The sequence below is a fragment of the Leptolyngbya cf. ectocarpi LEGE 11479 genome (assembly GCF_015207065.1).
Taxonomy (GTDB): domain Bacteria; phylum Cyanobacteriota; class Cyanobacteriia; order Phormidesmidales; family Phormidesmidaceae; genus Leptothoe; species Leptothoe ectocarpi.
Genome location: NZ_JADEXP010000148.1, coordinates 1 through 14,304 on the forward strand (window position 1 = coordinate 1; position 14,304 = coordinate 14,304).

Below are 14,304 nucleotides of genomic sequence, written 5' to 3' on the forward strand. Positions count from 1 at the left end.
TCTTTTCCATGGCCTCCTACAAACGTCGCAAACTCAATCAGCATCTGATTGACAGGTTTATTCGAAACTTAGACTTAGACGAGACTTTGATTAAATCACATCCCAACTTTCCAAGTCTTTGTGACTATGGGGTGCTAGTCTCCTAATTCTGTCCGGAGTATTGCTACTTATTAAAACTAACTACTAGTTTGAATAGTCAATAGGTACCCCTATTGACTCACAAAACATTTTTTCCGGCGCAGACTGATTATAAATATATCTTGTTCTAAGCCAAGCATTTTCCTCTCCACCAGCATACCACCTATTGCGGAGTACTTGGCATGTTCGCTGTGGAATAACGTATAGTAACACACAGATGATAATAAAAGTGAATATTGGTACTCTACGCGTCTTTAATACTTTAGACAAAATGGTTTTGTTATCAATGTCTTCGCTGCAAATAAGAGTATTCATCAGCGATTTTGTATTGCTAGAAAAACGGATGTTTGGAAAAATTTGAATATTTCTTCCTTCCTGCTCTGTATACATTTCTGGTCTTAATTCAGGAAATTTAGCTTGAATTCTTTGCTTAACATATTGATGTAACTCATTGATAGAACCTTTACCTTCACATATCCCTTCAATTAGGTATTGAGTGTAGGGTGAAAGGTCTGACGTAATTCCACTAAAGGAGAGCTGGGTGGCACCAGACGAGCTAAGAATTACTCGCCCTTTTCCTCCAAGTTGACTGTGAATATCAATAGAAGTATCATCTTTTGATACAAATCCTTCAGGAAAAGCACCACTAAAGCAACAATCTAGAATGATGACCTGATGCTTTGACTGACAACGGTTCATCAGATCATGGATGAAATTGGCAGATACAACAGAAGAGTTTACAATGCCTCCATGGGAGTCTCTAGACGAATTTTTAGCCCCTAAATACAACCTGTTGCTAATATCCTTGAACCCATGACCAGAAAAATATAGAAGAACCAGATCATCTTCATTACGATTTGCAAACAGCTGGTGTATGGCCTGCTGCATTCGAGATGAATCAGGATTCTCTAGCAATGGTAAAACTTGGTCAAAATTTCCAAGCAATGAGGAAGACAGCACAGTCTTCATTGCCTGAGCATCCTTTAAAGCTCCCGGAAGTTCTGGAAACCCACAGTCGTATTCACTAACTCCAATTAATAAGGCAAACTTATTAACCCTTGACTGTGGTCTATGGCCAGAATCAATATCATCTTGCAACGGCTCTATGGGAGCATTAGGTGATAGAGGCGTTGCAGCTACTTTCCCCGCAGTTTTGTTTTTACCCGCTCCCAAAATGCTTTAACATCGAAGCCTGTACCGAGTTCTACCTCACCCTCATATTCAACAGCAGGAAAAAAGGGCAATAACTGAGGAATTAGAGGAATTGCAACCTTCAATCGATGACTGAAACTGGTCTCCGGCGAATCTATAATACCTAAGATGACCTTTGTATCATCTCCAGGTAAGGTAGCAATATGCTGTCGCAGTTCTGCCAATAGAGCTGCCATTTCTGAGGTCGATAGTTGATTGGCGTCTATCCCCTCTAACAGCAACCTGACCAAGGTAGTCTGCTGCTGATCTAATTTTTCTGTTATTGAGGCTATAATTCTCTTCTCATTAGCCTTGTAATGATTGAGGAGAAGTTGACTTGTTTTGAGATGATCACTTCGAAGAACCCGTTGTCCATCCAAAAGAACTTCTAGTCTTTCAGCTATCTCATTTAAATGATCATTAAGTAATTGACTACTAGGTTTATCTTGATCTAGATCAGTTTTACGATTCAGTCTTTCTAAGAGAGCTTCATATTCTTGTTGATGGTTACTGGCCGATTCCTTAATTTTTACAATCTCTTGTTTAAATTTAACCTTTTCACGAGGATCATTTGTATAAAGCAATGAATGCTCGAATTCCTTCAAAAGTTCGTAATTTTCACTAATGTTTTTATCTAGATCTTTTATTCTTTGCTCCAGGGCTGAAAGTTTCATGAAATTACTTCCAAGAAGCTATGGGTAGATGAGTAATTACCAAATAATGCATGGTATAAAAATAGCAAAGGAGTAATACATACTACAAGGACAGTAATAACATTGACGTAGTAAATCGGGCTATTTTAATAAAAAATTTACATTTTTTATGCTAAGTTAGTGACTTATCGCTTTTATATTACGCCTTATGTGAGTGTAAATTTGCTTCGAACAGTTTTCTGCTCAAAGGTCAGCACATCAATGCCCAAGGATGGTCGTAAGACGATTCGCAGCAGCAATTCTCATTATGAGGTCAGCTAGTGTCAGTAGGCACGTTAAGCTCCAGACCTTCGAGCATGAAGGTGAGCAAATGATCCCAATTATCAAAGCAAACGTAACGGGTTAAGGCCCGTAAATCATTAAAAAAGGTTTTTCGGGTCGACAGATGTGCTCTGAGCAATCGATACTTTGTATCCGTCAAAGTGAGCAGGGTATGAAAAAGCAATGCCAAGATGTTCAAGGTGGCCAGGAAAGCTGCTAATTGGTTTTGCCCGTGCCCGAAGTTATGTTCAAGGTTATAGCCCTTGGTCTTAAGGGTGTTGTTAGTCTCGTTTTCGACCTTCCATCGAGTGCGCCCAGCCGTGACCAGGGCTTCAACATTGTCATCCGTAATCAGGTGGTTGGTCGCGAAAGCGTTCTGGTAGAGGATTTTACCTTTGGCATTGGTGATGACGAGTTCGCACCAGTTTATGAGCAGTGCATCGTCGCCATCTCTGAGCGGGACTTGGTTGAGATAACGGTAGGTATAGGTTGTCTCGATTTTTCCCATCCACTGTTTCTGGATAACACTTGGCAGTTCTATCCCGTCTAAATGTTCGTAGAGCGTTTTATGTGACTTCGGCAGACAGCTTAAAATGAAGTTGAATTGCTCAGTGAGCAGCCGTTCGCACAAGGGCTGACGACAATACAGGTCTGATGCGCAGGTCTCGATACCTTGGCCCGTATTGGACAAACCAGCGTTTGGCGGCAGCATTTTCACAGTCTTGCTTGTCATGACCATCCTGAGGGACGACGAACTCCGGTACTAACGGAATCACCTCAGAGCGACCTGGGCAAGCAATCACAGGGGTGACAACTGAATGATAGTAGTGCGTCTCGCCTGATTTAAGCACCCTCGTCGAGCAATGCGCACAGTGAATCTTCGTTGAACTGAAGTACCCGGTGCCATCTAGCGGCATCAGTAAATTATCGGCAAATGACCGAAACGATGAGAGCTGCTCCGTCGATTGGAGCACCTGAAGAATACTGTCAAAGACTGGATACAGCACCGGGGGCGATATCCCATCGAGCAACTCTCGGATGTGATTATCGCTGGGAACTTGATGCACCCCAAACAGTGTTTGCGCATTGCTGCGACCCTTCGTATCGGCCATCGTGCGCTGGTGCGCCAGAAACGACGGCGTTTGCGTGAAGAACACACTGAATGCATAAAGCCTTTGTCGGTCAGAATGGTGCATCCTTGGATATCACAGAGGACTGTTTCAGCCGCCGCACGTTCTCCGTATTGGCTGGGACTAAGTCATACACCAACGGCAGTCCTGATAAGGTCGTGAGCATCATCAATTTGTAGCCAAAGTAGTTGAGTTTATGACTGGCACAGTAGCCATAGGACGCACTCCCCTCAAAATCACTCTGCCGTTTACTGCGTTTATAGCCAACGACAGGCACCGGTTTCATATCGAGCAAGAAGGCGAGCAAGAGCGTGTCCTCAAACGCTGCATTCAGTTGGTCCAGCCTATCGTCTAAGCGCTTCCAACGGCCCCGTCAAACGGTCGGCTCGGCGATATAAACTGGCTTTGGTCGAGCAGCGCTGGAAACAGGGATAAGTGATTGACTCGTATGAACCCGAGAAATTGGTGTTCACCGGGATAGGGGAAATAATCCATTGCCAAGAGTAACGTCAACATTTCACTCTCGCTAAAGTGACAATGAGTATCGGGTATAGGGTGACAATTACATAGGCAGCTAATCAGGGGTAATGACAATTAGGTAGTCCGGTCATATCAAAGCCCCTCATAGAGGAGCATTCATCATTGACCAGAGACTAAGGCTATTCATAAAGAAAGACACTAGGGTTGTACCTCTCCAAGAAAAAGAGACCTCTAGTGCCAATCGCAATTTACCGCAACCAAGTAGAGCTGTATATGGACACGAAACGTCAAGGTCAGAGTCAAGTGAGTGCCTCAGCCAAAGCCGGGATCTCATCGCGCACCGCCCATCGCATCGACAGTGGGACCCATCGTCCCAACCGAGGACGTCCACGAGACTGGAAAACGCGTCGAGATCCATTAGATGGGTTATGGGAAAGCGAACTAAAACCATTGCTAGAGGGGGAACCGCGCCTAGAAGCGACGACCCTATTTGAGATCCTTCAAGAGCGTTATCCCCAGCAATATGACGACAAACTCAGAACGGTTCAACGGCGAGTATCGAAATGGAAAGCGCTCCATGGAAAGCCCAAGGAGGTGATGTTTAAGATCCGCCATGAGCCCGGGGAGATGGGCTTATCCGACTTTACTCATCTTAAAGGCGTGAGTGTAACAGTCGATGGAGCCCCCTTTCATCACCTTCTCTATCACTACCGGTTGGCCTATAGCGGTTGGCAGTATGTGCAAGTGATCCAAGGTGGAGAGAGTTTTATCGGCCTATCCCAAGGACTGCAAAATGCCCTCCATGCCTGTGGCGGAGCCCCCAAGACCCATCGAACGGATAGTCTGAGTGCAGCCTACCGTAATACCGGGGGACGTAATCCTAAGCTGACCCAGCTGTATGCAGACGTATGTGACCATTACCGCATGGAGGCCACCCGTAACAATACGGGGGTTGCCCATGAAAATGGCGCGATTGAATCCCCCCATGGCTATTTCAAACGACGCTTATGTCAGGCGTTATATCGTCGCGGCAGTTTTGAGTTTGACTCGGTGGCTCAGTACCAGGGTTTTATCGAAACGGTGATAGCGAAGCTGAATGGCAAGTGTAAACAGAAATTTGAAACCGAACGCCCCACCTTACAAGCCTTACCCCGCTATCGCACGCCTGACTATGAAGTCCGCAGTGCGAAAGTCAGCACCCACAGCACCATTACTGTACGCTGCATCCTTTACACGGTGCCCTCTCGATTGATTGGTCAGCGCTTAACCCTGCACCTCTATCATGACCGTCTAGTCGGCTTTTTGGGCACGACTGAGGTGGTGTCGCTGCCACGAATCCATGTCCATGGCAGTGACAAGATTCGCCGAGCACGCAGTATTAATTATCGCCATGTGGCCGAAAGTCTCCGTCGTAAACCCCGTGCCTTTCTCTACTGCCAATGGCAAGCGGAACTGCTGCCCAATGACCAATGGTGCTCTCTATGGGACACCCTCAAAACAACGATGGAGCCTGATAAAGCCGCTCGGTTAATCACCGAAGCCCTCTATATCGCAGCGACTCAAGACAACGAATCCCAGGTCGCCGAGTACTTACACCTCCAATTGGAGCAGGCCAGTCTGAGTGTGGCAGGACTGCAACGGGCCTTTGATGCCACCCTAACGGTCGACCAATGTCCCACCGTCACCTCGGTGCAACATGATTTAGCCAGCTATGACCAACTCCTCAACACCGCCCCCAGACGTGCCCTATCAGACCCTGATGAGCACCCTCAAACACCTCAAGCTCAAACACTTTCTCGACCAGTGGCAATCCCTCGAACACCAAGCCACCCAGGAGCATTGGTCCTACGCCCAGTTCCTGTTGGCTTTGGCCCAGGGCGAAGCCAGTCGGCGCGAACAAAATCGCATCACCCGCGCCCTAGCCGAAGCGCAGCTACCTTCCGCAAAGTCTTGGACCAACTTTGAGTTTGACCACCTCAGTGAGTTCAATCCAGCCGCGATGATGGCGTTTGCTCAATCGATTGCCTGGATAGAGTCGGCTAGCAATCTCTTGCTATTTGGACCCAGTGGCACCGGAAAAACGCATGTTTGTGCGGCCTTGGGACGCTCCATTGTGGAGCTGGGCAAACGGGTTAAATTTGTCTCCGCGACCGCCTTAGTCCAACAGCTCCAGCTGGCGAAGCTCCAACTCGAATTACAGGCCGCACTGACCAAACTTGACCGCTACGATCTCCTGATCATTGACGATCTTGGCTATGTCAAAAAGTCTGATGTGGAAACCTCGGTTCTGTTTGAACTCATTGCTCATCGCTATGAACGAAAGAGTGTGATGATCTCGGCGAATCAGCCCTTTAGTCAGTGGGACACGATCTTTACTGATTCGATGATGACCGTTGCCGCCATCGACCGCTGGGTGCACCATGCCACCATTTTTGAGTTTCAGGCTCAAAGTTTTCGTAAACAGGCGGCAGCTCAACGCTCGGCTAACACCCAACCGTCACCCGCATAGGTCTCAAGCTCATCCCAAAGATAATCTCATTTAACTCCTGGGATAGGGAGCAATCGAGGCGTCTCCAGAACACTCGATGTGGATTTGATGCGACCGTTTCGATAATTGTCATCGATGCTCTGGCGCGATCCCCTGGGATAAATCATCGAAACTAGCGTTCTCTGATGGCTTGAAAAAATACTTTGTTAGGCTCATGAGAAACGCTTAGAATTACCCCCTTTAATCCTTCCTCTTTTGTCGCCTATGTAATTGACATTTCACAATCGGGTAATCGCGGGCATAAGCGATTACCCGATGCCCTTGGTACCAGTCATCAACAAGGACAAAAATGTGCGTTAGAAGGTCCGTCGCTTTTACCATAGTCATGAGGAGCTACAAGGTTTTGTGTTTGGTTACCTTGATCTTGAGGGCTCCTCGTTTTTTGAGCTAGTGGCTGATATCGCTCCATTCACATAATGCGTATATTCATTTCTTGTTGAATACACAATAAAAAAGCTGGCTCGTAAAGAAGAGCCAGCTTAAATCGTGCGCGGGAACGCGTATAGGAAGCAGTAGTAGTAGCCCAGGCTACTGAAGGACAAGCTTCACATTCGCGTTCTGCAAACCGGGACGCTTAACTTCTGCCAGCGTACGATTCACCGCATACTTTTGGTTAATAGAATTGATTAGCTCAGTTTGGTTATGCTTTTTCGCAACACCCCAAAGGTCAGCAATCAGATCAAAGGAGCCATCGGCATTGCGAGACCAGCCTAGATCGTACTCACCGTCTAGAACAGCTACGATGTCAGCACGTACACGCTGGCCATTGTAACCACGAACATCGGCCTCAGTCTTGACCGAGATACCAAGGTCCTTTAGAGAAGAAGTAAGAATTTCAGCTTCAGTGATCTTAGTGCGTAGAGTACTAAAGTGAGACATTGGTGTTTCCTCCAGTGGAAAAATGAGAGATACAAAACTAGAAAACGCAAAGCCAATAGATTAACAAATCATTCAGTTGTAATTTGCTAAGCCATTGTCTAAAAACTGCTAACCCTGGGGTTAGCCCTCTGCTAAGGGAGAGAGTCCCCTTAACACAAGCCTGTTAAAACTCCATCCGCTGATACTCAGCGACGGATGAAGCTGCGGGGCGAGCACGCTGTCGTGCCCAGTCGCGAAGCGCCGTTACCTGTTCGCTCATGGTTTTAGATAACGGTAATGTCGCCCGAATGGCCGCAATAATGTCGAGCTGGTTAAACTCACGGCCCTGGGCAAACGCTTCATACATTGCAGAGATTAAACCTTGCTCAATCTCTGCCCCCGAAAAACCTTCACATACCTTAGTTAGCTGGTCGAAATCGAAGCGCTCTATGTCCCGACGTCGCTTACCAAGGTGAATCTTGAATATCTCTTTACGCTCTTCTTCATTGGGAAGATCCACAAAGAAGATTTCGTCAAACCGGCCTTTGCGTAAAAACTCACTGGGCAGACGCTCCACCCGGTTAGCTGTGGCCATGACAAACACAGGTGAGTCTTTTTCCTGCATCCAGGTGAGAAAGCTACCAAAAATTCGACTGGAGGTACCCCCGTCAGAGTCAGCTGAACCGGCACCGCCCGCAAAGGCTTTGTCAATCTCATCGATAAAGAGAATAGCCGGTGAGATTGATTCGGCTGTGCGCAGGGCACCCCGCAGGTTAGCTTCAGAACGACCCACCATGGAGCCGTCATACACCCGGCCCATGTCTAATCGCAGTAAGGGCAGTCCCCAAAGACGAGCCGTCGTTTTGGCAATTAGAGACTTGCCGCACCCCGGCACCCCTAAAATCAACATTCCTTTGGGTTGGGGCAGACCATACTCCCTGGCCCGTTCGGTAAAGGCATTAGAACGCTGTCTTAGCCAATGCTTAAGTTCTTCTAATCCTCCTACCGAATCTAGGGTCTCATCCTCTTCTATATATTCTAGAATACCGTTGCGACGAATGAGCTGCTTTTTCTCAGAGAGAACAATATCTACTTCTGATTCTGTTAGTTTACCGGCGACAACTCTGGCTTTACGAAATACTTTCTCGGCTTCATCTTCAGTCAGCCCCAGGGCTGCTTTTAGAAGCTTCTCACGTATATCGGTCGTGATGTTGGCTGCCTGGGCTTTACCTAGCTCTGCTGTCAGTACCTTATTCAGTTCACCCATACTGGGCATGGAGAAGTCTAGTACTACTACCTCTTTCTCCAGTTCCACCGGTATTTCCTGAACCGGGGACATGAGAATAATGGTTTTATGGGTGCCTTTGAAGCTTGCGATCGCATCCCGTAAACACCGCGTCACCGCTGGCGAATCCATAAACGGATGCAAATCCTTAAATACATAAATACCGGGGTCTTTTTGGCGAATAGCCCAATCGAGCGCCGCCTCGGGAGAAACCGTATTACTATTTTGTGAACCGCGAGACTGACCATACTCCACCACGCCATGGGTGACCGTCCAGGTAAACAGACGTCTTTGAGGCTGCTGTCTAGTAAGCCTTGCAATTGTACGCTCTGCTCTCTCTTCCTCGAACGTAAGCAAGTAAATCAGAGGATATTGAGCCTTAATTAGGACCTTGAGCTCTTCTTGCATGGGTTTTATCCTCTCAACATCGACCGATACCAACAGACTCACCAAACTTTCTCACCCTGCGGCCCCGGCCTAATGCCGTGCTCCTACCGCTATCCCTAACAAGGCACTAACTCCCCCTCGTCAGAACGTACCGAACTCGGCACAACATCAGGTACCTCGGTCAAAGATTCTGCATGCAATTCCCCATGGGATTCAACCGCCATGAGGTCACTATCCCGCAACACCAGAGATGTTGTACAAGCAGGACACTCATAAACCAAATGTGCCGTCCCTTGCACACCATCAACGACATCAGAATGATTTAAATAAAAACCAATTGCCCGCTCAGCCAGGGTAGACATGGGGGAGCCGTCTACCGCAGCACGAATTTTGAGCTGGCGATGCAGGTCATCGGGCATATAAAGAGTGACCTTCTGCTTGCCTTGCATATCAACCTTAATAAATAGAAATACTCTACGAGGCGTTTGCCTATGGAGTAACCATACCGACCTCATCCAGTGCCGTCAAGCCATCAAGCTGTCATGACGGCAAAATGTTTACACTTATTTACAAAGACTATGGCAGCTTGGTTGGTTTTACCCCAGTCTTAGCCGCAGCCGGGAGACTAAAATAAATAGCCGATGAAGTTCTATGCATCTATGGCTAGTGCACCCACCGTCGCATCATTTCCATCCTTGGAGGCCGCCCTCAAACACTTCTTTGGGTACGATGCCTTTCGACATTACCAACGAACCATCATTGAACAAGCCCTCAAAGGCCAGGATGTGCTAGTCATCATGCCAACAGGCGGCGGCAAATCGCTGTGTTATCAGCTACCGGCTCTACTGCGATTAGGCGTCACCATTGTGGTTTCTCCCCTGATCGCCCTGATGCAGGATCAGGTGCGTAGCCTTAAGGACAATGGCATTGCCGCCACCTTTCTCAACAGCAGTTTGACCCTGGAGCAGGTCCGTGAGCGTGAAAAGGCTCTGCTCAAAGGAGACATCAAACTGCTTTATCTGGCCCCTGAACGGCTGATGAGTCCTAATTTTTGGCCTTTATTAGAACAGCTGCAGCAGACTGTTGGCATTAGCACCTTCGCCATTGATGAAGCCCACTGTGTTTCGGAATGGGGCCATGACTTTCGCCCAGAATATCGTCAGCTGTTTCAGCTAAAACAGCAGCTGCCCCAAGTCCCCATGATGGCCCTGACCGCCACTGCCACTGAGCGCGTCCGGCAGGACATTAGCCAACAGCTGCGGCTAAAAGACCCCCAGGTATTTGTCTCAGGATTTAACCGTCAGAACCTCTACTACGAGGTCAAACCTAAAACTAAACAAAGCTATGACCATCTGCTCAAGCTGGTGAAACAGCAGCCTGGGTCCGGGATTATCTACTGCCTCAGTCGAAAACGGGTGAACGAAATTTCCTTTCGTCTTAAGCAGGATGGCATCTCGGCGCTACCCTATCACGCTGGTTTAGGAGCCCAGGAACGGCAAGAGAACCAGGAACAGTTTATCCGAGACGATGTGCGGGTGATTGTTGCCACCATCGCCTTTGGTATGGGTATTAATAAGCCCGATGTGCGGTTTGTGATTCACTACGACCTCCCCCGCACCATTGAAAGCTACTACCAGGAATCAGGCCGCGCTGGTCGTGATGGAGATCCTGCCAACTGCACTGTTTTCTTTGGCTATGCTGATGTCGCCACGGTGGAGTATCTAATTAGTCAAAAGCCCGATGATCAAGAACAGCGCATTGCCCGCCAGCAGCTCCGCCATGTGATTAACTACACCGAGAGCGCCATCTGTCGTCGCAAAATACAGCTGAGCTATTTTGGAGAAGATTTTCCAGGAGACTGCCAAAACTGTGATAACTGCTTAAACCCAGTACCGTTAGAAGATTGGACCATAGAAGCTCAAAAGTTTCTCTCCTGTGTGGCTCGCTGCCGTGAGCGCTTTGGTATGAATCATGTCATTGACGTGCTCAGGGGCTCCCGCAAAAAAAGATTAGTAGAACTGGGCCATGACCAGCTGTCCACCTACGGTATTGGTCAGGACCATAACGTCGATGAATGGCGACAGCTGTGCCGCTCGCTTCTACATCAGGATTTGTTAGCAGAGACCACCGATGGCTATTCGGTGCTTAAGCTTAACTCAGGCAGCTGGCAGGTGTTAAAAAAACAGATTCCGGTAAATATCCACGTTATCAAACGAGCAGAATCGGCAAAACCAGACAAATCAGGCGATAGCATCCAACTCAGTGCGGACGAAACGCTGTTACTTAGCCAGCTACGACAGCTGCGAAAACAGCTAGCCGATGAGCAATCTGTCCCTCCCTATGTTGTTTTTGCCGATGCCAGCCTGCGACAGATGGCCCAGCAGCGACCGGTTACGACTGCCGCATTTGCCGCCATTTCGGGTGTGGGCAAACGCAAGCTTGATCAGTATGGTCAAGCATTTACCAGCACGATTCAATCGTTTTGTCAGGCCCATAATCTCACTCCCAATGCCGTTGCCAGTGAGTCTGCGGCAGCCCCGTCCAGCGAACTGACCACTACCCATCTGACCACCCACACTCTTTTTCAGCAGGGGTTGTCCCTCTCTGAAATAGCGATTGAGCGTGGCTTCCGGTTGGGTACGATCATCGAGCATGTCGAACGGTTGATTGCAGGCGACTATGAGGTTGATCTAGGTCGGCTAGTGTCGCCTGAGCGGCAGGTGCCAATCTTTGAAGCAATCGAGAAAGTGGGGTCCCACTCACTCAGAACGATTCGAGAGGAGCTGGGGGAAACCTTTGACTACAATGAGATTCGGCTGGTTAGAGCTGTTTGGGAACATCGTCAGGCTAGCTAGCCGCAAACTCGGTATATGGCGCATACTAGGAGCTTGGAAACCCAGAACAATATCATCGGCAGGAACACCACGTTCTAGAAGCTGCGTGGCAATGCCCATTTTGGTACCGTCATGTTGGTCCAAATAGCGTTCTCACAACGTTTCCCACCACTGCTGCCAGGCCGCAACATCGTAGCCAAACTGTTCTCCGGTTAGGGTGTGTAATGCCCCGACAAAGTCTCCTACGAGCCACAGGGGATCGGTTTGGGTGGTGAGTCGCTCAATGATAGCCCCAATGGTGCCCCGATCATCTTGACCTAGCTGGGCCGCAGTCCAGGCTGCTGCTGGAGCGGGGTGCCAATATTTTTCTCGATCATTGGCGGGCTCAGTCCAGGGCGTTTGCAACACCTCCAGGGGCACTTGACCATAGCCGTTTAATCCCATGGCCCAGAGCAAATACCATTGAACAACATAGGTGGCCGGGGCTGAGGCATTTCCTGCAAACAGCTGGGCTGATTTTGCGGGGAGCGGCTGTTGCAGATAGGCGGCTAGTTGTTTACTGACCGCAGGTGTATGCTCCAGGGCCATGGGCATCAGCGTTTTTGCTAGAACATCCTGGGTATTGCCTGCGGTGTAAGTCTCCGGACTGCTGAGAATAGCATCAAGGGCTGAGAGTTGTTGTTGAACATCTAGCGGAGGCAAGACTTGCCGTGGAAGAGGGAGAGTTTGTGGCTTTTCCGGCTGGCGGATCGATGAGACCTGGTGCGTTGTTGGCCCCCATAGCACTCCATGGCCGTTGGCACCTCGTCCACCCACATATACCTGGTCTGCGTGCACCGCCACAGCCAGCGGTCGCATGTCTGTAAAGTGCTGAACTGCCGCCCAATCCAGGCCGTCGTTGCTGCACCACAGATAGCCTTGCTGGGCTGACGGCCCAGAGCTAACGGCCCATAGGGTGCTGTCTGTCGCGGTAAAGTCTCGAATCCGATGACCGTCTAGCCCGGTTACAGGCTCCGTCCGCTCACCGTCGGTACGCCAAACGCTGTAGCTGTCGTCAGGGTTTTGGTTGACGCCATACGCACGGTCTTGAAAGGTGGTGAGGGCATTGACGCGTTTTCCATTGGGCCAGCTTTCTATCGGCTGAAAGGCGTTTGCTTGCGATCGCAAAACCTTACTTCCTGACTCATGGACCGCCATGATTTCAGCCAGCAGCCGATCGCCCAAAGGCACCAGGCTCGTCACCCGGCTCACCCGGCGCTCGGGGGTGGGGTGGGTGTACACCAGCTCCCACGTTTTCCCTCCATCCGTTGAACGCTGCACCCCACCGCTCCAGGCACCGGTTGAGGCCCACAGGGCATCCCTATGGTGCGCCATGGCATGGACATGAAACACTTCACCCTCAGGCAAAATATGCCACTGCCACTGGTCGCCATTGGTCACCATATATTCACCCCGATCCGCTGAAAAGCGCGGATCCTCAAAGGGCCAATAGAGCAGACCATTCGCTACTGTCGGGTCCCCAGTACTCTGACTAAACAGGTGCTGCTCAAAGCGAGTCTCCCCATCGCTGGGGTCATAGCTATAGATATCAGCAGAGTTATGGTTGCCAAAGACTTTGCTGTTGGCGAACCACAGACGATGGTCGTAGCTGATCAGATGGCTCACCTCACCCCAGGGGCCAGGCTGAGTTAGGGGCATCAGGGGAGCGCTGAGCAAGGTGACATTGACCTGGGGAGCTGCCTGGGATAGCGTCTGCTGACAGCTAAAAACTGTAAGCGATAGACCCAGCATGAGCCATAAGATGTAGCGTTTGATCTTAGAGAAGCCCTGAGAAAAACCCTGAGAAAACCCCATGGAGTCACTGTGCATAGTCTTTGGATTCTATAGGGCAAACAATCGGTGCAAGGTGTGTCTAACTTCCAGGTCAGTCGCTTTTTTGAGGAACCAAAACGTCGTCTCCCAGGAAAAGAAGGCCACGCCGCCATAGCCAGCCTGCTGCACCGCTGAGATTTCATCGATGGTGCGATTAAAGTCTTTAGCTGAGCTGAGGGGACCTGTGTAAAGACCAATGGCAATGGGGATCTGGCTACGGAGATTGTGGAACCCGCTGTTGTATAGATCCTGCTCAAATACAGTCAGGTCATCGCGATAGAGCTGCACCACCACCTCGTCTACAATCCCCAGGTTGACCCAGCGCACCCAGTCTTGGAGATAGTTGCGATAGGCAAAGCCGGGGGGGTTGGGGGAGACAGAAACAATCACACCGGGGCGGACCTGTTTGATCGCTTGGGTAATGTCGGCCAGCAGCGATGTGATCGCCTGGGCGCGCCAGGCCACCCAGTCAGGGGCGCTGGGATCATCTGAGGGGGACGCACCGCCATGGCTGGCTTGGTATAGCTGGACGGTGTAGGGATCATAGCCCATGGCCATCGGCAGGCTAAAGTGATCGTCTAGCTGAATACCGTCCACTGGATAGCGT

General features: G+C 49.4%; 11 protein-coding genes and 2 pseudogenes. 3 read left to right on the forward strand and 10 right to left on the reverse strand.

All coding sequences use genetic code 11. From position 1 onward, the window contains the following. Nucleotides 1-183: 183 nt before the first annotated feature. The 4 genes and pseudogenes from IQ260_RS16175 to IQ260_RS16190 form a co-directional block, all read right to left on the reverse strand. On the reverse strand, nt 184-1,311 hold the full coding sequence (locus IQ260_RS16175) for a caspase family protein (RefSeq protein WP_193994142.1): 1,128 nt from the start codon (nt 1,309-1,311) through the stop codon (nt 184-186). After that, on the reverse strand, nt 1,275-2,003 hold the full coding sequence (locus tag IQ260_RS16180) for a hypothetical protein (RefSeq protein WP_193994143.1): 729 nt from the start codon (nt 2,001-2,003) through the stop codon (nt 1,275-1,277). The genes IQ260_RS16175 and IQ260_RS16180 overlap by 37 nt, the downstream gene beginning before the upstream one ends. Before the next feature lie 370 nt (nt 2,004-2,373). Next, nucleotides 2,374-3,460, reverse strand: a pseudogene (locus IQ260_RS16185) (ISNCY family transposase); the annotation flags it as partial. Nucleotides 3,461-3,485: 25 nt separating this feature from the next. Then, nucleotides 3,486-3,740 carry a hypothetical protein gene (locus IQ260_RS16190; protein WP_193994152.1) on the reverse strand — a complete coding sequence of 85 codons (255 nt, stop codon included), beginning with the start codon at nt 3,738-3,740 and terminating at the stop codon, nt 3,486-3,488. A gap of 446 nt (nt 3,741-4,186) precedes the next feature. Between IQ260_RS16190 and istA the strand changes: the two are divergent. Both istA and istB read left to right on the forward strand, forming a co-directional pair. Beyond that, nucleotides 4,187-5,194, forward strand: a pseudogene (gene istA, locus IQ260_RS31090) (IS21 family transposase); the annotation flags it as partial. A 478-nt stretch (nt 5,195-5,672) separates the two neighbouring features. Then, nucleotides 5,673-6,422: an IS21-like element helper ATPase IstB gene (gene istB, locus IQ260_RS16200; protein ID WP_322744978.1), complete on the forward strand. Its 750-nt coding sequence runs from the start codon at nt 5,673-5,675 to the stop codon at nt 6,420-6,422. A 567-nt stretch (nt 6,423-6,989) separates the two neighbouring features. On the opposite strand, the gene IQ260_RS16205 is transcribed toward istB, so the two are convergent. The 3 genes from IQ260_RS16205 to IQ260_RS16215 all read right to left on the reverse strand — a co-directional run bounded on the left by IQ260_RS16205 (nt 6,990) and on the right by IQ260_RS16215 (nt 9,440). Next, nucleotides 6,990-7,340: a DUF1257 domain-containing protein gene (locus IQ260_RS16205; RefSeq protein ID WP_193994145.1), complete on the reverse strand. Its 351-nt coding sequence runs from the start codon at nt 7,338-7,340 to the stop codon at nt 6,990-6,992. Between the two features lie 163 nt (nt 7,341-7,503). Beyond that, the gene (gene ycf46 / locus IQ260_RS16210) at nt 7,504-9,012 is read right to left on the reverse strand and encodes a stress-responsive protein Ycf46 (protein WP_193994146.1); all 1,509 of its coding nucleotides are present in this window, start codon (nt 9,010-9,012) and stop codon (nt 7,504-7,506) included. Nucleotides 9,013-9,107: 95 nt separating this feature from the next. After that, nucleotides 9,108-9,440: a hypothetical protein gene (locus IQ260_RS16215; protein WP_193994147.1), complete on the reverse strand. Its 333-nt coding sequence runs from the start codon at nt 9,438-9,440 to the stop codon at nt 9,108-9,110. Nucleotides 9,441-9,650: 210 nt separating this feature from the next. On the opposite strand from IQ260_RS16215, the gene recQ reads away from it, so the two are divergent. Next, nucleotides 9,651-11,846 (forward strand): DNA helicase RecQ, encoded by a 2,196-nt coding sequence (gene recQ / locus IQ260_RS16220; RefSeq protein ID WP_193994148.1) that lies wholly within the window; start codon nt 9,651-9,653, stop codon nt 11,844-11,846. Here the strand turns inward: recQ and IQ260_RS16225 are convergent. The 3 genes from IQ260_RS16225 to IQ260_RS16235 all read right to left on the reverse strand — a co-directional run. Beyond that, the gene (locus tag IQ260_RS16225; RefSeq protein ID WP_228016176.1) at nt 11,751-11,969 is read right to left on the reverse strand and encodes an element excision factor XisI family protein; all 219 of its coding nucleotides are present in this window, start codon (nt 11,967-11,969) and stop codon (nt 11,751-11,753) included. The two genes, recQ and IQ260_RS16225, sit on opposite strands and share 96 nt — an antisense overlap. Nucleotides 11,970-11,978: 9 nt before the next feature. Then, nucleotides 11,979-13,694: a PQQ-binding-like beta-propeller repeat protein gene (locus tag IQ260_RS16230; RefSeq protein ID WP_193994149.1), complete on the reverse strand. Its 1,716-nt coding sequence runs from the start codon at nt 13,692-13,694 to the stop codon at nt 11,979-11,981. Nucleotides 13,695-13,706: 12 nt separating this feature from the next. Continuing rightward, on the reverse strand, nt 13,707-14,304 hold a 598-nt coding region (locus IQ260_RS16235; RefSeq protein ID WP_193994150.1), incomplete at its 5' end, for a glycoside hydrolase family 10 protein.

What these genes read in the sequence shown, in the direction of transcription:
- ycf46 (WP_193994146.1), bottom strand. Translation starts at nt 9,012, where the DNA reads ATGCAAGAAGAGCTCAAGGTCCTAATTAAGGCTCAATATCCTCTGATT.
- istB (WP_322744978.1), top strand. Translation starts at nt 5,673, where the DNA reads ATGAGCACCCTCAAACACCTCAAGCTCAAACACTTTCTCGACCAGTGG.
- IQ260_RS16215 (WP_193994147.1), bottom strand. Translation starts at nt 9,440, where the DNA reads ATGCAAGGCAAGCAGAAGGTCACTCTTTATATGCCCGATGACCTGCAT.
- IQ260_RS16205 (WP_193994145.1), bottom strand. Translation starts at nt 7,340, where the DNA reads ATGTCTCACTTTAGTACTCTACGCACTAAGATCACTGAAGCTGAAATT.
- IQ260_RS16230 (WP_193994149.1), bottom strand. Translation starts at nt 13,694, where the DNA reads ATGCACAGTGACTCCATGGGGTTTTCTCAGGGTTTTTCTCAGGGCTTC.
- recQ (WP_193994148.1), top strand. Translation starts at nt 9,651, where the DNA reads ATGGCTAGTGCACCCACCGTCGCATCATTTCCATCCTTGGAGGCCGCC.
- IQ260_RS16180 (WP_193994143.1), bottom strand. Translation starts at nt 2,003, where the DNA reads ATGAAACTTTCAGCCCTGGAGCAAAGAATAAAAGATCTAGATAAAAAC.